The following is a 19,761-nucleotide window of genomic DNA, read 5'->3' on the forward strand; positions in this document are numbered from 1 at the left end:
TTTTCTAGTCCAATCAGGGTGTTAGGTGTTGCAATATCCTTACTGATTTGGTGGTTCACATCAGCGATAAACCGTCTCTCTCTCCCAGATAAAGCGATTAATCTTCGCTTCGCTGAACGAGTGTCTTTACGCTGAAGAGTCATCCGTGCTTTATGGTAGCGGTTAGCTTTATGTCTAACATCTGAACCTGAGTAGAATTTAGACTTATTTTGCAAGTCTGTTTCCACCGCTAAGTAGCGCATACCCACGTCAACACCAGAGACTCTAGTTATTTTCAGTGGGTCAATTTTAGGCGTTTCTACTTCGATGCTGACCATTAAGTAGTAGACCTTAGAAGAACGCTGATAGACAATTTTAGCCGCTCCAATATGAGCATCATTGGCAATTAAGTCTAAATGCTTGTTGTAGCAATCATAGGAGACAACTATTCGACCTTGCAGCGTGATAATACTCACTTGCTGCTCGGTCTTAAAAGAGTAGTCCTGTTGATAGTTTAGGGTACAAGTTCGAGATATATATTTGGGGGCTTTGTCTAACCCTTTATACCGTCTCTTAGTGTAGCATGAAGCAATAGCATCGTTAGATTGTTTTACCTTAGTCCACAAAGTTTTGTAAGTTCCAGAAACTTGTCTGGGTACGTTGCAAGCCATTTGGGCTCCCAGTCCAAAGTTCACCCGCAGTTCGTTGTAGACCGCTTTTTGTAGCTTAGCACCATTGCTGGTTTTACCTGCGTCAAAAGCGACTTGTGAAGTGTAATTCAAGGCATCTCGGTAGGCTAAAGTAGTCTGAGACACCAAAGCTTTTTGCTCGGCTGTCAGGTTTAGTTTTAGCTTGGCTGCGATCGCTTGGGACATTACATTCACAAACTCTGGTGTTATCGTATTTGGTGAAAACTAATATTGCAATAGCGGAAATCAAAGATTTGCTCGGCAGTCAGGCCTGGCGCGCATTCCTCCCGTCACTCAACGGAGTACAGTTAGAGTGCGGGACTCCTCCTGTCTAGTTGAACTTCAACATCCCAATTTTCGATTACCAATTTCCCAATGACTCGCTTAGCCACAACAATAGAAGCCATACTTTACCTTAAAGGTCAGCCGGTCTCAATAGCAGAAATTGCCGAGATTGCTAAGTGCGATCGACCTGCCGCCGAAGATGCCATTATTGAACTCATGTCTGACTCTTCCCGCCGCGACAGCGCCCTAGAAGTCGTCGAAACTCCCACGGGATACAGCCTACAACTGAGAGACGAGTTTGCCAATTTGATGCAAACTTTGATACCTCCAGAATTAGGTGTGGGAGCTTTGCGGACGCTGGCGGCGATCGCCCTCAAAGGCGGCATCGCGCAGCCGGATTTAGTCAATTTGCGGGGTTCTGGAGCTTACCAACAAGTGCAGGAACTGGTAGAAATGGGCTTTGTTCGCAAGCGGAAGCCTACCGACGGGCGATCGTATTGGTTACAAGTTACCGAGAAATTTCATAGGTACTTTCAAGTAGACCAACTCCCCAAACAACTGCAAATTGACTTTCAGGCAAATTTGCACCGAAGCAATGACGAGTAGTTTGAAGTAGAATGTAGCCAGCCAGAAATTAAGAATCGCCAAATGGTTTTTCACCCTGACTTTGACCCAGACAATGCCCAACAAACCGCAGTCAACCCACTTCTGAAGTACCTCCAACACCAATCTCCCGAGGTTCTAGCCCGCATCGCCAAGTCCGCCAGCCCTGAAATCAAAGAAATTATCTCTCATAACGTCCAAGGACTTGTCGGGGTATTGCCTTCAGACAATTTTAATGTCCAAATCACCACCGACCGCGAAAATTTAGCAGGTTTGCTAGCTTCCGCGATGATGACAGGCTATTTTCTCAGGCAAATGGAGCAGAGGATGCACCTAGAAGAAAATTTAGCCAGCACGAGTTCGATTAAACCAAACTCTCCTAAAGAAAAGTAAACAGATCAACGGTTTGCCGAAGCCATAAAGATGAATGTTGTTCCAAAAATAAACAATCCTGGACGGACAGGGAATTAAGAAACCGGGTTTTTAATCCTATGTACCTCGCGACAGACGGAGGATTTTAGTAAAAAACCCGGTTTTTGTGTCGGGAACGATCGAGCATCAGATTCATTCTCCCTCGCCATCTCCTCGCGCGATCGATCGTCCTTCTGTAAACTCTCAACCTGTATGCTGCATCCTGTCAACTGTTGAAATTATCCACCGGCGGGGCTAGCGGATACGGGAAAAGCACCCGGACGTACTTTAATTTTCTGAACTTGACCCAAACGGTTAATTTCCACTTCTAGTTCTTTGCCGACAGCAGCGTTTTCCACCCGTTCTTGCACGTCTCCGGGAGTGTTGACCGCAATTCCGTCAATTTTTTGAATCACATCTCCGGCGCGCAGGTTGGCTTTTTGAGCGGGGGAATTTTCCACCACTCGCATTACGGCTACACCTCGATCGAGGGTGATTTTATTATCTAGTTGTTTGTTGACTTCTGCTTTGGTGGCGGGAGTCAAGCCGATCATTTGAATGCCGAGATAGGGATGTTCGGCTTTTCCTTTGGCGAATAACTGATCGGAAACTCGTTTGGCCGTTTCGATCGGAATTGCAAATCCCAAGCCCTGAGCGTCGGCGCGAATGGCGGTATTGATGCCAATTACTTCGCCTTGGTCGTTGAGCAGGGGGCCGCCTGAATTACCGGGGTTGATGGCTGCGTCGGTTTGGATGAATCGGACTCGTTTGTCGGGGATGCCGACTTGGGAACTGGTTCTACCCGTGGCGCTAATAATGCCGACAGTCACGGTATTGTCGAGACCTAAAGGATTGCCGATCGCGATCGCCCACTGTCCGGGTACAATATTGTCCGATCGACCCAAAACAACCTGCGGCAGTTCCTTAGCATTAATCTTAACCACAGCCACATCCGTCAGCGGATCGACACCCTGCACCTTACCCTCAAACTCGCGGCCGTCTTTGAGCGTCACCTTCACAGTATCCGTACCGGAGACAACGTGAGCATTCGTCACGATGCGGCCGTCAGCAGTCAGAATAAACCCCGAACCGGTGCCGCGTTTGATTCGTTCTTCCGGCTGCGGCAAATTGTCCCCAAAAAACCGGCGAAACAAAGGATTTTTGAAAGCTTCCGGTACTTGATTCGTCACCTTGCTCGATGCGTCAATCCGCACGACTGCCGGGCCGACTTTTTCGGCTGCTTCAGCAATAAAATTAGGATTGGTGCGATCGACTGCGCGATTTTCTAGAACCGGAGGAGAAGCATAGGGCGGGATTTGCTGCCGCACCACGGGCAAAACCGATCCAGTTTCCAGATAATTTGGGGCTTGCAGGTAGCGATTCCCCAACCATCCGACGCCTCCGCCGATCGACAGCAAAGTCACATAAAGGGTCATTTGCTTAAAAGATAAACTCATATTTAACAACTCCCGCTGAATACCTCATCCCCGCAGAAACCTTTGGCATCGAGCATTTTTGTCTTGGCCGCAGGTTAAGGAAGCGGGGCGAGGCTTACCGCTTCCTCAAGAACATAGCTGTTAACAGACAAGTGCTGATGTGCCCAACAAGCAAAAATTGCTTGATTTTCAAACAGCCAAGAAAACCAATAATTCTTATCGTAACTTGGCTCGGCCTGGGATTTGCGGTATCGGGTGCGACTAGAGCTTTCAAATAGGCACTTTCACTAGGCGAAAAAATTGTCAATTCTCCCAAATGAATATTTTTTTCCGTGCATATTGACTTTTAAACGCTGATTTTTGGTCATTTGTGCGATCCTAAAGGTCGATCGCCCCTGTTAGGCGATCTTGCCGCCAATCCCGGGCCCGCCCCTGAAAATGTCGTGATTTTTTACCCCCACCGAGTCAAAAATCACAGTCCCGGACGATCGCGCCGGGCCAGGAATCGCTCGTTACCACGAAGAGCCTGGTAATGCAGGTGCGGAGGCTCTGCCTCTGTTTACCTCGCGGCTTCTGGATAGAGAAAAACGTGACCGATGTTTAAATTCTTAAATTTTCGTTCCTCAGAATTGTATTTTAACCCTCAACTATTGTCCTATAAATTTTACTAATAATCTAGTTTATTTGACTCATAAAATGCGGGTAAATTTTCCATCCATCTAGCACATAAAAGCTGTTGGGAATGTTAACGATCGCCGTATTGCCTTGTACTCTAGTAGTAGTTTGTAATTGTTGCCCTCCGGTTTCTAAAATGATTTCCAAACCGTTTGGTGTTTGATTGATTCGCAAACCTGTTACTTCTACAATTGACTGAGATATTTGGACAACAGGGGCCCTGGAACTTGAATTGATTCTGACGTTTTCCCTGGCATACAGTGCCTCAGCGCTGATAATTGGCAGTTCTATTTCGTTCAGTTTGGGAATATCTGCTGTTGCAATAGATGTTGCTTTGGTTTCGGCGGCTGGTTGCATCGCCCGATCGCCAGACGGCAATTTATCGAGGGTGCCGTCAGAATTAAGATGAAAATTAACCTCAGAATTCACCGGAAAATTAAATTGTTCGTACTCCACAGATCGCGCTACAGATAAGTCAGAAGTTTCTACTTCCGATTTGTGCGCGATCGGCTGTGGGGATTCCCTCGCACTATCCCTCTTGGAGTTTAGACTAAGCACAAATTGACTCAGCATGAACTGAGTCGAAGCGCGACAAGTATTGTGGGCGGCATAAGTTCACGGTACTCCATAGAACTTTTTGTCCCCGATGAGGTAAAATAAAATGCCCGATATTGTTGATATTATTGAAAGACGAGATCAGTGGAAAATCAGCGCCCGCCGTCAATCAAAGATTGAGTGAGACTGCTAAAGGACGCAGCCATAATGATTGGAAAGATAAGCCCGTGGCGAGATTTGAACTCGCGACTTCCTCCTTACCAAGGAGGTACTCTACCCCTGAGTTACACGGGCATAAAAGATTAAAAATTTTAATTTAACATTTTTAATTTTTAACTTTTATGTAAATTGTGGTGGGCCGGGCTGGATTTGAACCAGCGTAGGCGTAGCCAGCGGATTTACAGTCCGCCCCCATTAACCGCTCGGGCACCGACCCATTTGTACCCACAGCTATACACCTTAGCAGCTTCATCTTGATTTTGCAACATTACATTTACAATTCTAATCATTCGGCTCGGAACCGATAAGTCAGTTAGCGGTAAACTGGAAAATCGAACAGGATATTAAAAGTTAGGCATAAAACAAGACTTAACGCTTTTTTGTGATTGCGAACGTCCGCGTGTTAGCGAAGCGATCCGTTCGCCGAAGGCGTTCGCGAAGGGTAGGAAAGCGATCGCAGTATATATTTTGCACCTGGTTTTACAGACTGAACAGTCTTAAGTGAACCGTATTGAGCTATAAAACAATGAATTCACAACTTTCGACGTTTTGGAACTTGCCTGCCGATCGGGTGCTGACTCAGGTGAAGTCTACGCCCGCAGGTTTAAGCAGTCAGGATGCTCAACAACACCTGAGCGAATACGGCGCGAACAGTCTGAAACAAAAACAGCAATCGAACTCACTGACGCTGTTGCTCAACCAGTTTAAGAGTCCGATTATCTTGATTCTGATTTTTGCTGCTGTGCTGTCGATCTTTCTGAAAGATGCGGCAGATGCGATCATCATTTTGGCGATCGTCCTAATTAGCGGATTCTTAGGATTTTGGCAAGAACGGGGAGCGAGAAATGCTGTTGAGAAGCTCCTGGCTTTGGTGCAAGTAAAAGCCACGGTGTTGCGGGATGGTAAATCTCAAGAAATTCCCAATGAACAGGTGGTTCCGGGTGACATTGTGTTGCTTAATGCTGGCGATAGCATTCCCGGTGACTGTCTGATTCTGGAGTCGAAAGATTTGTCGGTGAATGAAGCGGCGCTGACTGGGGAAACCTATCCGGCTGACAAACTCAGCGGTGTTCTGCCCGCAGAAACCGATCTGGGTAAGCGCACTAACATCCTTTATATGGGTACCAATGTCATCAGCGGTACTGGCAAAGCAGTGGTGGTGCATACCGGAAAGGAGACTGAGTTTGGTAAGGTATCGGAACGATTGAAACTTAGGCCGCCGGAAACCGAATTTGAAGCGGGACTCACCAAATTTGGCTACTTTCTGATGGAGGTGACGCTGATTCTGGTTGTCCTGATTTTTGCGGCAAATGTTTACCTGAAACGCCCGGTTTTGGAATCATTTCTATTTTCCCTAGCGCTGGCGGTTGGCCTGACTCCTCAACTTCTACCTGCCATTGTCAGCCTCAATTTGTCTCGCGGCGCTAAGCAAATGGCGAAAAAGCAGGTGATTGTGAAGCGGTTGGCTGCGATCGAGAATTTTGGCAGTATGAACGTGTTTTGTACGGACAAGACGGGTACGCTGACGGAAGGGGAGGTGAAAATTCACTCGGCGGTTGATGTGGATGGCAAGGAGAGCGATCGGGTTTTGCTCTACGCTTATTTGAATGCTGCATCTGAATCTGGCTATGTAAATCCGATCGACCAAGCGATTCGTCAACACAAGACATTTGACATCTCTGCCTATCAAAAGCTCGATGAAGTGCCCTACGATTTCAACCGCAAACGCTTAAGCATCCTGTTTAAACAAGAGAATACGCATCTAATTGTCACCAAAGGAGCACTCAAAAATATTCTGGATGTCTGCTCAACGGTAGAGACGGTTGAGGGGAAAACGATCGACATTGCGCCGCAGCAGGACAATATTCAACAACGCGCTGAGGAATTGGGCAGCAAAGGATTTCGAGTATTGGGAGTTGCTTACCGCAATTGCGATCGCGATTCCTTCAGCAAAGACGATGAAACGAACATGACATTTATGGGCTATCTTGCCCTGTTCGATCCACCAAAAGCAGGTATTGCTGACACCCTCCAAGAATTGATAGCCCTGGGAATCACCCCGAAGATGATTACGGGGGATAGTCGGGCTGTGGCGATCAGTATCATTCAACAGATAGGACTACCCAAACCAAAGGTTTTGACTGGTGCCGAGCTCCAAAAACTCAGTGATGAAGCGCTACTTCATCGTGTTGGAGAAACCAATGTCTTTGCTGAAGTTGAGCCGAATCAAAAAGAGCGGATCATCATCGCGCTCAAAAAAGCGGGGAATGTGGTTGGCTATCTCGGAGACGGTATTAACGATGCCTCGGCGCTTCATGCTGCGGATGTGGGCATTTCCGTTGAGAGTGCGGTTGATGTGGCGAAGGAAGCAGCCGACATTGTGCTGATGGAAAAAGACCTAAATGTTTTGGTTGAGGGTGTGAAGGAAGGACGGGTGACGTTTGCTAATACGCTTAAATACGTGTTTATGGCAACGAGCGCTAATTTCGGCAATATGTTCAGCATGGCAGGCATTTCTCTGTTTTTACCCTTTTTGCCGCTACTGCCCAGTCAGATTTTGCTCACAAACCTGTTGACTGATTTTCCTGAAATGACGATCGCCACGGATCGCGTAGACAAGGAATTGGTAAACAAACCCCGCCGCATGGATATCAAGTTCATCCGCAAATTTATGTTGGTGTTTGGTTTACTCAGTTCAGTCTTTGATTATCTGACGTTTGGAGCATTAATATTTCTGCTGCACGCCAACGAGGCGCAATTCCGAACTGGTTGGTTTATGGAATCGGTGATTTCTGCATCCATGATTGTGCTGGTAATTCGGACGCGGCAGTCGATTCTCGCGAGCAAGCCGGGAAAGTATTTGTTGATGGCCACGATCGCGATCGTCCTGATAACACTCTTCCTTCCCTATACTCCGGTTGCAAGTTTACTGGGATTTCAATCTTTGCCGCTCGAATTCCTGTTGGTACTGGCAGCAATTGTCGGACTTTACATCCTCTGTGCAGAAACTGTTAAACGAGTTTTCTATCAACACATCCACTCTTGACCATTCACAATTAACCGCATCAATCCCTTGTAAGCTAAGAATAAAAACATGATTACTGTCCACCATTTGAACAACTCTCGCTCCCAGCGAGTGCTCTGGCTGCTAGAGGAACTCGACCTAGAGTATCAAGTCAAGCGCTACGAGCGCGATCCGAAAACAATGCTCGCTCCCGCGTCGCTGCGTGCAGTACATCCACTCGGCAAGTCTCCCGTGATTACCGATGGTGCGCTGACTCTGGCTGAATCCGGTGCGATCGTCGAATACTTAGTTGACCGTTACGGTGGCGGACGACTCGCTCCAGAGCTTGGCACGCCGGAACGGTTGCGATACATCTACTGGCTGCATTATGCTGAAGGCTCTGCGATGCCCCCGCTACTGTTGAAGCTAGTCTTTGACCAAATCGAAACAAGTCCGATGCCGTTTTTCGCTCGACCCATCGCGCGGGCAATTGTGGCTCGCGTCAATAAATCGTTCATTGAGCCTCAAATCGCACTGCATCTGGGTTATCTAGAAGCAGAACTTGAGAAAAGCTTATGGTTTGTTGGTAGTGAGTTCACCGCAGCCGATATTCAGATGAGCTTTCCATTGGAGGCGGCCGCTGTACGGGCAGGGTTGGACAGCAGCCGACCGAAACTGATGGGCTTTCTCGATCGCATTCACGCGCGTCCCGCATACCGCCGTGCATTAGAACGTGGCGGGGCCTACGATCTGCTGAATTAAACGGTTTATACCCTTTCAAGCGAAAGATGAGGTACTGTCGGCCAAACCGGCCAAACCGGCCAAACCGGCCAAACCGGCCAAACCGGCCAAACCGGGCATACCTCACTTTTTTGAGAAAGGCTATATCGCTGATGTAAACCACCAAGTCAGTAAGGAGATTGCAAAACCTAACACCCTGATTGGACGATAAAACCTAACCGAAATACGGGACAGGACTAGGACTAAATCGGGTAAGAAGGCAAGCAAGAAGAGGCTTAGAGTCAATCGAAATAAACCTAAATAGTCTTAGGCCGAATTGCATGGGTATATTGACTACAAAACCCATCTAAATGGTTCGTTAGTAACGAAAGTTCCGGCTCATTACACATCGAAAAGTTGTCCTAAATGTGGACATACTTCGGATACTAATAGGTCGAATAAAAGGCAAACAGGGCATTGGGCGGAGCGAAGCGGAGGGATTGGGCGAGCGCGAAGCGGAGGGATTGGGAATTGGGAATTGGGCGAGCGCGAAGCGGAGGGATTGGGCGAGCGCGAAGCGGAGGGATTGGGCAAACAGGGCATCTTGCCCGAAGAGCGAAGTCGAAGGCTGGGCTATGGGCATACCTCACCACGCTTGAGAACCGCTATAAATGCACTTGGTAGATGAAACGCCTGCTTACTTGGTACACCGAAGTGCACCAAGTAAGCAGGCTAAGCCCAAATCCCTAATTCAATAATTCGCCGGTTTCTTGCAGGGAGTGCAGGCGGCGGTAAATGCCTTGTTGCTTCAAGAGTTCGTCGTGGCTACCAATTTCAACGATTTTACCGCCGTCTAATACAACGATCGCATCGGCTTCGCGAATTGTACTCAGTCGGTGGGCGATAATTATGGTGGTGCGCGTACCCAAAATATTTTGCATGGCTAGTTGGATCGATCGCTCCGATTCATAATCCAAACTAGAAGTAGCTTCGTCAAAGATTAACACGTCCGGCTCCACCAACAAAGCCCTAGCAATTCCCAACCGCTGCCGCTGACCGCCGGACAAACGCATTCCCCGCTCCCCGACAACGGTATAGTAACCTTGGGGCAACAAGCCGACAAACTCGTCTACTCTGGCGATGCGACAAGCTTCCTTAACTTGCTCAAAAGTTGCTTTCCGGTTGCCGTAAATCAAATTTTCCAAGAGAGTACCGTTAAATACGTCTACTTCTTGATGCACGATGGCTAAACGCTTGCGGTAGCGAGTCACGTCTAAGCTACAAATGTCCTCGCCGTCGATCAGAATGCGCCCGGAATTAAGCTCGAAATACCGAAACAGCAGTTTAACTAATGTTGATTTCCCCGAACCCGATCGCCCGACTAATGCTACAGTCTGGCGGGGATGAATTAATAAATTTACATCCTGCAAAACCGGCTTTTGGCGATCGTACCCGAATGTCAGCCCGCAAAATTCGATTTTGCCAGTAAATTTATAGGGCGATGCCGATACAGCATTTTCCGTTGCTAAATTGCCTGCATCTACACCGTCTGGCAATTGCATAAACTCGTGAAACCGGATCATTGAAGAATAGCGGCGGGCCAATAATTCGGCGATAATGCTAATCGGACGCAGTTGGGAATAGGCCATGCTTGCTAAGGTGTAAACCGTAACAAAATATCCCAGAGATATCTGGCCGGCGACTGTTGCTGCCAAACTAAAACCGAGAACTGAAAACAGGCAAAACTGGACGATGGTCTGCTGGTATGTCCCCAGGATGACGTATCCTTTGTGAATGCGGTTAACTACTACTTTCAATTCGCGATCGAGTCTGGTTGTTTGTCTTTTTAGTTCGTCTGTTTCCGTCGCAAATGCTTTGACTGTTTTGATGTTGGTAATAATTTCTGAGTTGCGGCTTTCGGTATTTTCGATGTATTCATCCAAAATTGCTTCGCGCTGAGTGACTTGTCGGAGGCTTTGGAGGGTGAAACTGAGGATAAAGAGGAAGGAAACCAAAATTAATAAGCCGATGCGCCATTCAATTAACCAGATAACTGCAAAGATGCCGATTAAGCGCACGACTTCGGGGATGAATTCACCGGCAATTTCTGGGTAAGTCCAAGTGTGGTTGGCGATGCCTTTGGCGATGCGGCTGGCAATCCGTCCGGCGTTGTTTTCGTCGTAGAATTCTAGGGGTAAGGTGAGGATTTTGCCGATCGCTCCTTTCATTCGATCGCGCCGCGCTGTTAATGGTAGCGCCCAGTGGAACCAATTTCCCACCCAAGGCTGTATGGGTGCTTTGGCGACTGTTACGATAAAAATCAAGCCCAGCAAGACGGATAAGGATAATATTTTGCTTGGTGACTGCTGGGTAAGTGAGGCGATCGCTGCGATCGATTTTTGCGTTATTGTATCTGTAGGTCGATCGGACAATACGTTTAAGATTTGCCCGATCGCGTAGGGTACGGCTAAATCTGCGATCGCAAACAGGCTGGATGCACCGATGCTCAGAACCGAGGTTTTCCAGTAATTGTTGTAGTATTTGATGATGTCCTGAAAGCTTGCCATAAATTTCTTGTGAGATACAACCCCTTCCAAACACTTGAGTTTGATAATTGCGCGCGATGGCGACAGAACTACAATTATACTACAAAAGTAGTCGGCGGGGGAAATCTATGGGATAACAGCAGATAGGCTCAGCTAACTCAGGAGTGCGATCGCTGATTTGGCATAAATATGATGGGGAAGGGCGATCGATCTGCTGCACTCGATAGATCGCCCGCGATGATATTTCAAGCGTTGATGCAGCAACAGGAAACCACAGATTAACGTTCCTTGACGCAGATAGTTTCCCCAAGAGCGATCGAATTAATGCAATGCCGAACTCAGTTGTGGTGTCGCAGAAGTCCTTGTACTTGTAGTTTTGGGCAACAATTGATTTAGCGCATCGCACAAGTATTTTTTCACGGTGTCCCTGCTTGCACCCACGCCACTGGGAATGGTAAAAATCATCTCGACAGTTAACAGATTGCCATCCTCTGAGGCAAATACATCGATCGGCAAAGCGCGCTGAAAAGCTGTTGCGGGATTTTCTGCTTTCATCACACCCATGCTGACATCAGTGCTGACAGTCTTGATCCCCTCGCGGGCTAAAATGGGTCGCAATTGCGAAAATGCTTTTTCTACTGATAATCCCTCAACCTGAACCCGCGCCGAAAAGGCAGCACCACTGAGAAAGTCGCCTTTTTTTTGAAAGCTTTCCTCGCAGGTTGCGGCCACAGCGGGGCTAGCTAAACACATGAGAGCAAACGTCAAGAAAATCGATCGCATAATATTAAGTTACAAGTATAAAAGCCTCATCAAGCTCAGGATAAGCACCACATAAGAGTTTGGCAAGTGCTGTCTGAGGGCAAAAAAATATAGAAGACAGAATTTGCTGAAAATTCTGCCTTCTGAGCAATGCTTTCTAATTCTTAGGTTCTCAGTGCTGGAGGCGCGCGAACTCAAAAACCCGGTTCCTGCCTCAAGTATCTCCCGAATCTATCGACGATTTTTCTGAGAAACCGGGTTTTTGCATAAGTCCTAGTTCTATGCGCCTGTTAGCTGAAGGCGTAGGCTGATTGCATCGCCCACCAGATCAGGAAGCCGATGCCGCTGCCAATGACGATCGCCGAAAGCCCGATCGCGATCGGGCTGTCAGCTCCTTTGAACTTCATGATTCCGCGATTTAAGTCTGACATGAGCAGTGTTCTCCCACGATTGCAGCTTGATTGTAGCCTTGCCTTGGGCGGATGACGGTTAAAAGCACTGCAATTACTGATTTTTTTAACAATCAAGCTGCTGCAAATTCAGGCGGGGCGCGGCCCGGCGCGCTGTCTGAAGTGTCTGAAAAAAAAACTTACAAAAAAGACTTGACAAATTCGGAGAATTGAGACATTATAGTTAAGACCGCAGGAAATGCGGGTGTGGCTCAGTGGTAGAGCGTCACCTTGCCAAGGTGAATGTCGCGCGTTCGAATCGCGTCACCCGCTTTAGAAGATGGAAAAAATCAACAAAATGCAAAAGTATCAAAAGAAACTATTTGGTATACTCCCAGAAATGGTTGAAAATACCTAAGTTAGTGGTACAATTGAGTCCAGAACTTGCAAGTCAAAATTGCTGGTCTAGCTTCGGCTAGAAACAAGCAGTTGAAAGCCTCTGGCAGAATTGACAAGCTTGATAAAGTGGATATGTTAACGATTATTTTTGCAAAAACGCTTTTTTTATCCGATCGCTCGTGCCATCCCAAAAAGCTCAAAAAATTGACTTAAACGATGAGTACCCGTGCCCTTGCCGGCGCAAGGGTCGTCTCGTACCCATAACGCTGACAGAAGCCTTTGGCTGCAACCGCTGTCAGCAAATATTTGTATTGGACGAAAGCGGACAGGTGATCGAACAACTATCAACAAACTATCCTTACAAGCAGGCTTGGCGCTGGACGGGGAAGCAATGGAACAGAGCGAATCCGGGTTTGAAAACCCACTACTTGCCACTGGCGCTAGGGATGATTTTGGTCCCGCTAGTGATTTGGTTGCCCCTGGCGCTGAACTCGCCCGGGCCGAATGTGATTCTGTGGGCAATGGTCGCCGTGCTGCTAGCAATGCTGCCGGCACTGATGGTATGGCTGGCTTACAGGCGTTAGTTAAATGATAATAGAAGAATTTAGTCATTCATCAGATGGGGCAAATGTTGCCCGTCGCGCTTATCAAGCTTCTTTGGACTTGGCGGCGACAAAAAGCACCGATCGCGCTGCTGGTTTGCAGGCGATGGCGAGATCGCTAAAAGACAGACAAAATGACATTTTAGAAGCAAATACTCTGGATCTAGAAGCGAGTCGCGATATGGCGATTCCCGACTTGATTGTGGAGTGGCTGAAGCTGACACCGGAACGGATCAAGACAACTGTCCAAATTCTGGAACGGTTGGGGGAAATGCCAGATCCAATCGGCAGAGTGATCAATGCTTCCTATCAGGTCGATCGCTGTCAAGTATACTGTCAATCGCTGCCGCTGGGGGCGATCGCCCTAATTTACGAGGCGTTTCCCGAGTTGGGGGCGATCGCGGCGGGTTTGTGTCTCAAAACCGCTAACAGTTTGATTCTCAAAGGTGGTAGCGAAAGCTGGCAAACTAATAGTGTAATTGGAGAAGCTTTGATCTCGGCGATCGATGAGGTAGGTTTGCCGTCAGGATGTTTGCAGGTATTGCCGCCGGATCGGGGCGCTGCAATCCGCGATTTGGTGACTCAAGACCAATATCTCAATTTAATTATTCCCTACGGCAGACCGAGTTTGGTGCAGCAGGTGGTAAGGCTGTGCACTGCACCGGTGTTGCGATCGGCAATGGGCAATTGCTACCTCTATTGGTCGCCGACTGGTAGTTTGGAAATGGCAAGGTGGATGATTTTGGACAGCCATCAAAGTGTGCCAGATCCGGTAAATGCGATCGAGAAAGTGCTGATCGATCGCAACCAAAAGCCTTCTTCCTTAGTCAGGCTGTGGAACAGTTTAAAAGAAAAAGGCTTTCAAATTAGCGGAGACGCAGATCTCGTCGCAGATTTCCCAGAGTTGAAGCTGGCTGAACCCTACGAGTGGACTCAACCTTACTTAAACAAAACCATAGCGTTTAAAGTTGTCGATAGTTTAGAAATTGCGATCGGCTGGATCAACCGCTACAGCAGCGGCCACGCTGACTCCATCGCCACTGAATCTTACTTAGAAAGCCGCCAATTTGCTCTAGATGTCAACAGCGCCTCAACTTTTATTAATGCCTCCCCTCGGTTTTGGCGCTATCAAAATCGGGGAGATGCGATATTTTTGGGAATGTCCAACCAAAAAGGTTATCGCCGGGGATTAATCGGGCTAGATACGCTGACGACAATTAAAGAAATTGTTCAAGGTAACGGACAATTTTAAGGTAAGTTGCTTCTTGTGAGCTATATCAATTCTCAGAAAGATGAGGTGCTGTCGGGCATAGGGCATAGGCCAAACCGGGCATAGGGCGAGCGCGAAGCGGAGGGATTGGGCATACCTCACTTTATTGAGCACAAATCATATCAATTTCGGTTGCACTCAAACATGATTGTTGACAGTTAACTCGATTTTATTATTCTGATGCAACCGGAAACGATATTATTGGTTATTGGTTCACAATCCGATAACTTATATATACCCTTATTTTCAATAAGCTGTTTGGAAACGGAATCTCCGGCTTATTTCACAAGAACATTAAATTTTTGCAGAACAGGCAAACCTGTTGCTAACAATCCTGCAATATCTCAGATACAATTAACTGTAGAAAGTTATTGAGTGACATCGAAATACTCTTATCCAAAACATGAAATCAGAAAAAAAACTCAATACTCTAGACAAGACTGAAACACCGACCTTAAGCGAAGAAACGCTAATTCACCACTCGGTATATGTTAAAAAATTGCGCCCGCTGCTGCCATCAGATGCCTTTGAACCGAATTCAAGCAAGTTAGGGATACTGCTGATAAATATCGCGATTTTATTGTTGGGATGGGGAATTGCTGCTAATCTCGATCGCTGGCCAGTCTATTTTTTATGGCTTTACTTACCCTTAGCCGTCATCATGGGCAATAGTATCACAGTTTTGCTGTTTAGCTCCCACGACTTGATGCACGGTAGCGTTCAGAAAAAGTCGCGCCTGACTTATCCGATCGCCTTTTTTGGCCTAAGTATGCTGTTCATGCCGCCTACTCAGTGGAAAAATCTGCACAACCTCGTACACCACAACAACACCAATTCTGCTGCAGATCCCGATCGCAATTACCTGTACCAGCAGCCCGACACCTGGGGAAAATGGATTCAAAATCTGTTTGTACCGTCGGTGGAAGTCAATCCGCTGTGGTTAATTGTCGGGATGGCAGGTTCCTGGTTTGTACACAATTTCCGCAATCTCACCTCGATACTGTTATTCAACGATAAATCTGTCGATTACGTACCGGCTGCCTTTACAGTTAGTCCGAAAGATAGAAGAACGATCGCCTTTGAATGTCTGGGAATTGTCGGAATTCACCTGAGTATCTTGTTCTATCTAGAGTTTAACCCGATTAAAGTAGCTCTTGCCTACATTTTGCCGATCGCGATCGGTCATGGGGCCGCCATGTTCTACATCTTCACCAATCACATGGGCTGTCGGATGACCGAGATTAACGACCCGCTGATAAATAGTGCTTCGCTGCGGGTTCCTAAAATATTTGATGTCCTGCACTTAAATTTTTCTTACCACACAGAACATCACATTTTTCCCAGCATCAACTCAAACTATTACCCGATGGTGCAAGAGTTGTTGCAAATTCACTATCCCGGCCGCATGAATTTAATCGATGCTGGAGAAGCTTGGCGCTTGTTGATGCAAACCCCCAGACATTACAAAGATGAAGTCACCTTCACCGATTCCTCTGGAACAATGGCCGTGAATTGCAGTATTCTGGAAGAATACAAAGGCTGATATAGTCATATTTTAATAAGTAAGGTGCGCGAGCGCACCTTACTGCTGGTCAACAGTAAAGAGCGAAAACTTAATAACTTAAGCACCTCCTACAGCTTTCTCTCCTGTAAGTTTCGAGATAAAAGTCGGCTATTCCTCGCCTATCTACGTTATCAAGAAGATCCTGGTAACAAGCAATATCATTTCCGTTTGATGCAGAATTAGAGCATTTTAAGTTTTGTCGGTACGGGTGCGGTTAAATATTTGATAAAGATCGAAAAATTATATAAACCCGCCCCGCCCCTACTACAATTCCGATGTTACCGGATTTGATATAATTAGCCGGACATGAGATCAAAGCCTGTCCGGGAATGCTAGCGATTAGGCGCGAACCATTAAATATTGACCGTTACCGTTATATTCGCCGTCGCAACTCGCGAAATTAGACACAAACCAAATCAAGTAAAACCGCCAGATGCGACGAAATTTGGCATAGTCGATGCCGTAGTCTAAATCTTTGACTGTTGCCTGAGAATCGTCAAAGTTTTTCAGCCAGTTAGCAAAGGTTTTGGAGTAATTGTATCCGTTGATATACCATCTTTTAATGGTTTTGAGGTCTTTGTTGTGGCTGGGCACGGCATCGTATTTCCAGTAACGGCCGTGGGGGAAAATGTATTTGTGGGTGAAAACGCTGGATATATTGTTGGGAGTGCGAACTGTGATGATGTGAATGAAAACTTTGCCGTTATCCTTCAGGAAAGATTCCAGCTTTTGGAAAGCTTTCCTTAAATTGCCTATATGCTCAAAAACTCCGATGGAGAGAATTGTGTCAAATTTGGTCTCGAAGTTGGCGTCGTTCAAATCGCCTTCATATAGGGTAAATCGACCGGAACTAAGGTAGCTTTCGGGGTCTTGCATCTTGTGCCGCATATACTCGCATTGGTGGTGGCTCAAGTTAATGCCGGTAAACTGGACATTGGGGAATTTGGAAAGAATGTAATTGGGAACGCAGCCCCAACCGCAGCCAAAGTCTAAAATATTGTCGCCATCTTGTATCTGTAGCTTTTCAATGACATCATCAATCATCTGCATTTGTGCTTGTTCGAGATTGGCGGCTCCTTTTTCCCACAATCCCATGCTGTATTTAGGATAAATGAGTTTGCTGTCGCCTAACATCGGATTCAGCATGGCTTGAGGTAAGTCGTACTGAATCTTCATTAAATCCCGCGGCCCTTCGGCGGTATGGTCTGTTTCTGTTAGTACCCATTCGTAGGGTGCGAGGAGGGAGGGAAAATACTTAAAAAAGACTGGCATACAGGTATCAAAAAGCGATCGCAATACAGAATCCGGTACTTCTAAACCGTTGATATAAGACTCTGCTACTGCCATTTGCACCGCGTTAACTGCACTGACTACGAAGCGAGTTGCTCCGTAGGCGATCGGGCTTTTGGTGTGTACATCTCCCACGATAGGGATGTGTTTTTCGATGCTTTGTAGAACTGTTGATGAACTCATGTTTATACTGTTTTTAAAGATGCTGCTATTCTATCTCACAAAAATTTGCTGGCCGTTATAGGGTCAAAAATCTGAAACTATTACTAATTAAGGTTTTAAGAACTAAAGCCTGCTAAAATATAAAAATATGTGACTGAAAGGTCGGATTAGGCAACGAATTTATCAGGCTTTCAGCCCGTATTAAACTATTAAGAATAATTTAATTTTGTCAATAAAAGTAACGCTAGAAAACAGAACTCCCAACTCTGGAACATCTTGAAGAAGTTGGGGATATAATGGCGATCGAGTGAGGCGATCGTTTTCTGAATGTCGCGTATCGGGCCTCAGCTTGGCGGTTGAGTTCGGAAAATAAGAGAAAATCCTGATACAGTTAAGAAATCAGGGCATATAGAAAAGAGTTTTAAAAATTGGGTTGGCATCGCACCGGTTGATGGCGATCGCAGATTTGAGCGAGATTTCTCGCGCTATTCAGGTTGGAGATGCCACAGATGCCGCACATTCACTATCTGCCGGACGATCGCACGATCGAGATAGACGACGACGATATAATTCTCGAAGCTTCCCTCAGTGCCGGCATTCCCCACACCCACATCTGCGGCGGTAGCGCCCGGTGTTCGACTTGCCGCGTCTTGATTGTCGAAGGTTTGGAATTTTGCTCTCCGCGCACCTCGTCGGAAGAGGAACTTGCAAAAAAATTACGCTTAGAGCCCGAAATTAGGCTGGCTTGTCAGACACAGGTGGCGGGCGGGAAGGTGATTTTGCGCCGATTGGCGATCGATTCTGAAGACTTGGAAGCATTTAACGACGAAATGGTCGGAAAGTTGATTTCTGCTCCTGTGGGACACGAGAAAAAAATTGCAATTTTGTTTGCTGATATTCGAGGGTTTACTGCGTTTGCAGAATCGCTGCTCCCCTACGACGTAATTTATATTTTAAATCGCTATTTCCAAAAAATGGGTTATGTTATTAACCGCAACGGCGGGATGATTAATAATTATATGGGAGATGGTTTCATGGCGCTATTTGGGTTAGAAAATCCCGAAAAGGCGGCGGAACAAGCAGTGAGGGCGGGAGTGGAAATGCTGGAGGAACTAGAGAAACTCAATCCCTATTTTGAGACTTTATACCGTCACCGATTGCGGATTGGGATTGGGATTCACTGCGGTTTGGCGGTTGTGGGGAATTTGGGGGCATCGAAGAGTCAGAGAGTTACGGCGATCGGAGATGCAGTAAATTTGGCCAGCCGGATCGAAGCTGCTAACAAGCAAGTAGGAACGAGTTTATTGATTTCCGAGGAGACTTATCAGGAAGTCAAGGAATTGGCGATCGTCAATCAATGCGTATTAGTTGAAATTCCGGGAAAAAGCGGCGAATATCCGCTCTATGAAGTAGTCGGAATGCCGCCGCTGCCCGTGGAAATAGAAGATTTATTTGAGGTAAGAAAAGTTTCAATTTGGCAAATTTTTGTAAATAAGTTACGGGCTTTGTCTGCGGCGGTGTACAATTGGATTAGGAAAATATTTTGAGTTAAATTATAAAACTATAGCCTTTCAAGCGAAAGATGAGGTACGATCCGGCCTAGGGCCTAGGGCCTAGGGCTATCCTCACTTTTGTGAGAACCGCTATATAAAGCAAGTTTCTTTTTTTTATAAACTCGATAATTATGAATATTCCCAAGTCAATAGTTCGCATTTTTATAATGCTCCCGAACGGTCAGATTGGAGTACAACTGCGAGATAATATTCCAGGTATTGCCAGTCAAGGAATGGTTTCTACTTTTGGTGGTGGCGTGGACATTGGAGAAAGTCCACAGCAGGCAGCAGTGCGAGAAATGGAGGAAGAAACTTGCCTCGCAATACCTGATTACACAATGGAATTTATCGCAACTTTTACTCACAAAAAGTCCCAAAACGATATAAAAATTTTACAAAACAACCATCTTTTTTTGGTGAGAGTTAGCGATTGCGATCAAATAGAAATCAAAGAAGGTGTCGGTTTGGTAGTTTTGAGAAAAGATATAGATTTTGAAAAAGTCAACGCAGGGGAGGGTACTCAAATGGCTTGGAAATTGTTACAGGAATATTTAAAATTGCAAACCACACACGACCTTTTAGCCACCAGGAAAATGAAACTTTAATAGAGAATTTCTGTACTATGTTGTCGCGCATTTGGATTGCATA

At 46.4% G+C, this 19,761-nt stretch carries 17 protein-coding genes, 3 tRNA genes and 1 pseudogene; 12 read left to right on the forward strand and 9 right to left on the reverse strand.

The annotated features are described in order from the left end of the window. Positions 1-854 (reverse strand): transposase (locus QUA97_RS07445; RefSeq protein WP_333194309.1); only part of this gene is annotated, 854 nt, incomplete at its 3' end. A 189-nt stretch (positions 855-1,043) separates the two neighbouring features. Here QUA97_RS07445 and scpB point away from each other — a divergent pair. Together scpB and QUA97_RS07455 are read left to right on the forward strand one after the other, a co-directional pair. Then, complete coding sequence (gene scpB / locus QUA97_RS07450) at positions 1,044-1,559, forward strand: SMC-Scp complex subunit ScpB (protein WP_194068233.1); 516 nt, start codon at positions 1,044-1,046, stop codon at positions 1,557-1,559. A 42-nt stretch (positions 1,560-1,601) separates the two neighbouring features. After that, on the forward strand, positions 1,602-1,949 hold the full coding sequence (locus QUA97_RS07455; protein ID WP_194010056.1) for a DUF760 domain-containing protein: 348 nt from the start codon (positions 1,602-1,604) through the stop codon (positions 1,947-1,949). Positions 1,950-2,206: 257 nt separating this feature from the next. Here QUA97_RS07455 and QUA97_RS07460 read toward each other — a convergent pair whose 3' ends face one another. The 4 genes from QUA97_RS07460 to QUA97_RS07475 form a co-directional block, all read right to left on the reverse strand. Next, positions 2,207-3,424, reverse strand: coding sequence for an HhoA/HhoB/HtrA family serine endopeptidase (locus QUA97_RS07460; RefSeq protein WP_194068234.1), 1,218 nt, complete (start codon positions 3,422-3,424; stop codon positions 2,207-2,209). Positions 3,425-4,078: 654 nt separating this feature from the next. Beyond that, positions 4,079-4,651 carry a hypothetical protein gene (locus tag QUA97_RS07465; protein ID WP_333194199.1) on the reverse strand — a complete coding sequence of 191 codons (573 nt, stop codon included), beginning with the start codon at positions 4,649-4,651 and terminating at the stop codon, positions 4,079-4,081. A gap of 204 nt (positions 4,652-4,855) precedes the next feature. Next, a tRNA-Thr gene (locus QUA97_RS07470) sits at positions 4,856-4,927 on the reverse strand. 57 nt (positions 4,928-4,984) lie between these two features. Then, positions 4,985-5,069: transfer RNA gene (locus QUA97_RS07475), tRNA-Tyr, on the reverse strand. Between the two features lie 309 nt (positions 5,070-5,378). Here QUA97_RS07475 and mgtA point away from each other — a divergent pair. The 4 genes and pseudogenes from mgtA to QUA97_RS07495 all read left to right on the forward strand — a co-directional run bounded on the left by mgtA (position 5,379) and on the right by QUA97_RS07495 (position 9,235). Continuing rightward, a complete protein-coding gene (gene mgtA / locus QUA97_RS07480; protein WP_333194201.1) occupies positions 5,379-7,898 on the forward strand; it encodes a magnesium-translocating P-type ATPase in 2,520 nt (839 codons plus the stop codon). Positions 7,899-7,946: 48 nt separating this feature from the next. Then, positions 7,947-8,618 carry a glutathione S-transferase gene (locus tag QUA97_RS07485; protein ID WP_333194203.1) on the forward strand — a complete coding sequence of 224 codons (672 nt, stop codon included), beginning with the start codon at positions 7,947-7,949 and terminating at the stop codon, positions 8,616-8,618. Between the two features lie 295 nt (positions 8,619-8,913). Next, positions 8,914-8,979 (forward strand): annotated as a pseudogene (locus tag QUA97_RS07490) (hypothetical protein); the annotation flags it as partial. 25 nt (positions 8,980-9,004) lie between these two features. Further along, on the forward strand, positions 9,005-9,235 hold the full coding sequence (locus tag QUA97_RS07495; RefSeq protein WP_194068238.1) for a hypothetical protein: 231 nt from the start codon (positions 9,005-9,007) through the stop codon (positions 9,233-9,235). A gap of 87 nt (positions 9,236-9,322) precedes the next feature. Here QUA97_RS07495 and QUA97_RS07500 read toward each other — a convergent pair whose 3' ends face one another. The 3 genes from QUA97_RS07500 to QUA97_RS07510 all read right to left on the reverse strand — a co-directional run bounded on the left by QUA97_RS07500 (position 9,323) and on the right by QUA97_RS07510 (position 12,315). Beyond that, a complete protein-coding gene (locus QUA97_RS07500; RefSeq protein WP_194068239.1) occupies positions 9,323-11,143 on the reverse strand; it encodes an ABC transporter ATP-binding protein in 1,821 nt (606 codons plus the stop codon). Between the two features lie 300 nt (positions 11,144-11,443). Beyond that, a complete protein-coding gene (locus QUA97_RS07505) occupies positions 11,444-11,905 on the reverse strand; it encodes a hypothetical protein (protein WP_194068240.1) in 462 nt (153 codons plus the stop codon). 269 nt (positions 11,906-12,174) lie between these two features. Then, positions 12,175-12,315 (reverse strand): hypothetical protein, encoded by a 141-nt coding sequence (locus tag QUA97_RS07510; RefSeq protein ID WP_194010048.1) that lies wholly within the window; start codon positions 12,313-12,315, stop codon positions 12,175-12,177. Positions 12,316-12,534: 219 nt separating this feature from the next. Here QUA97_RS07510 and QUA97_RS07515 point away from each other — a divergent pair. The 4 genes from QUA97_RS07515 to QUA97_RS07530 all read left to right on the forward strand — a co-directional run bounded on the left by QUA97_RS07515 (position 12,535) and on the right by QUA97_RS07530 (position 16,087). Beyond that, positions 12,535-12,606: transfer RNA gene (locus tag QUA97_RS07515), tRNA-Gly, on the forward strand. A gap of 245 nt (positions 12,607-12,851) precedes the next feature. After that, positions 12,852-13,256: a hypothetical protein gene (locus QUA97_RS07520; protein WP_194010047.1), complete on the forward strand. Its 405-nt coding sequence runs from the start codon at positions 12,852-12,854 to the stop codon at positions 13,254-13,256. A gap of 4 nt (positions 13,257-13,260) precedes the next feature. Beyond that, a complete protein-coding gene (locus QUA97_RS07525) occupies positions 13,261-14,526 on the forward strand; it encodes a glutamate-5-semialdehyde dehydrogenase (RefSeq protein ID WP_194068241.1) in 1,266 nt (421 codons plus the stop codon). Positions 14,527-14,947: 421 nt separating this feature from the next. Continuing rightward, entirely contained in the window at positions 14,948-16,087 is a 1,140-nt protein-coding gene (locus tag QUA97_RS07530) for a fatty acid desaturase family protein (RefSeq protein WP_194068242.1), read from the forward strand. Between the two features lie 360 nt (positions 16,088-16,447). Here the strand turns inward: QUA97_RS07530 and QUA97_RS07535 are convergent, their stop codons facing one another. Further along, the gene (locus QUA97_RS07535; protein WP_333194207.1) at positions 16,448-17,581 is read right to left on the reverse strand and encodes an SAM-dependent methyltransferase; all 1,134 of its coding nucleotides are present in this window, start codon (positions 17,579-17,581) and stop codon (positions 16,448-16,450) included. Positions 17,582-18,069: 488 nt separating this feature from the next. Between QUA97_RS07535 and QUA97_RS07540 the strand changes: the two genes are divergently transcribed. Continuing rightward, the gene (locus QUA97_RS07540) at positions 18,070-19,107 is read left to right on the forward strand and encodes an adenylate/guanylate cyclase domain-containing protein (protein ID WP_194068255.1); all 1,038 of its coding nucleotides are present in this window, start codon (positions 18,070-18,072) and stop codon (positions 19,105-19,107) included. A 137-nt stretch (positions 19,108-19,244) separates the two neighbouring features. Continuing rightward, on the forward strand, positions 19,245-19,718 hold the full coding sequence (locus QUA97_RS07545; protein ID WP_194068243.1) for an NUDIX domain-containing protein: 474 nt from the start codon (positions 19,245-19,247) through the stop codon (positions 19,716-19,718). Positions 19,719-19,761 lie beyond the last annotated feature (43 nt).

It is taken from the genome of Microcoleus sp. CZ3-B2, assembly GCF_036705055.1.
GTDB lineage: Bacteria > Cyanobacteriota > Cyanobacteriia > Cyanobacteriales > Microcoleaceae > Microcoleus.

Excerpts from the sequence above, each read along its gene's own strand:
- scpB (WP_194068233.1), top strand. The coding sequence starts at position 1,044 with ATGACTCGCTTAGCCACAACAATAGAAGCCATACTTTACCTTAAAGGT.
- QUA97_RS07455 (WP_194010056.1), top strand. The coding sequence starts at position 1,602 with ATGGTTTTTCACCCTGACTTTGACCCAGACAATGCCCAACAAACCGCA.
- QUA97_RS07460 (WP_194068234.1), bottom strand. The coding sequence starts at position 3,424 with ATGAGTTTATCTTTTAAGCAAATGACCCTTTATGTGACTTTGCTGTCG.
- QUA97_RS07465 (WP_333194199.1), bottom strand. The coding sequence starts at position 4,651 with ATGCTGAGTCAATTTGTGCTTAGTCTAAACTCCAAGAGGGATAGTGCG.
- mgtA (WP_333194201.1), top strand. The coding sequence starts at position 5,379 with ATGAATTCACAACTTTCGACGTTTTGGAACTTGCCTGCCGATCGGGTG.
- QUA97_RS07485 (WP_333194203.1), top strand. The coding sequence starts at position 7,947 with ATGATTACTGTCCACCATTTGAACAACTCTCGCTCCCAGCGAGTGCTC.
- QUA97_RS07500 (WP_194068239.1), bottom strand. The coding sequence starts at position 11,143 with ATGGCAAGCTTTCAGGACATCATCAAATACTACAACAATTACTGGAAA.
- QUA97_RS07505 (WP_194068240.1), bottom strand. The coding sequence starts at position 11,905 with ATGCGATCGATTTTCTTGACGTTTGCTCTCATGTGTTTAGCTAGCCCC.
- QUA97_RS07510 (WP_194010048.1), bottom strand. The coding sequence starts at position 12,315 with ATGTCAGACTTAAATCGCGGAATCATGAAGTTCAAAGGAGCTGACAGC.
- QUA97_RS07525 (WP_194068241.1), top strand. The coding sequence starts at position 13,261 with ATGATAATAGAAGAATTTAGTCATTCATCAGATGGGGCAAATGTTGCC.
- QUA97_RS07530 (WP_194068242.1), top strand. The coding sequence starts at position 14,948 with ATGAAATCAGAAAAAAAACTCAATACTCTAGACAAGACTGAAACACCG.
- QUA97_RS07535 (WP_333194207.1), bottom strand. The coding sequence starts at position 17,581 with ATGAGTTCATCAACAGTTCTACAAAGCATCGAAAAACACATCCCTATC.
- QUA97_RS07540 (WP_194068255.1), top strand. The coding sequence starts at position 18,070 with ATGCCGCACATTCACTATCTGCCGGACGATCGCACGATCGAGATAGAC.
- QUA97_RS07545 (WP_194068243.1), top strand. The coding sequence starts at position 19,245 with ATGAATATTCCCAAGTCAATAGTTCGCATTTTTATAATGCTCCCGAAC.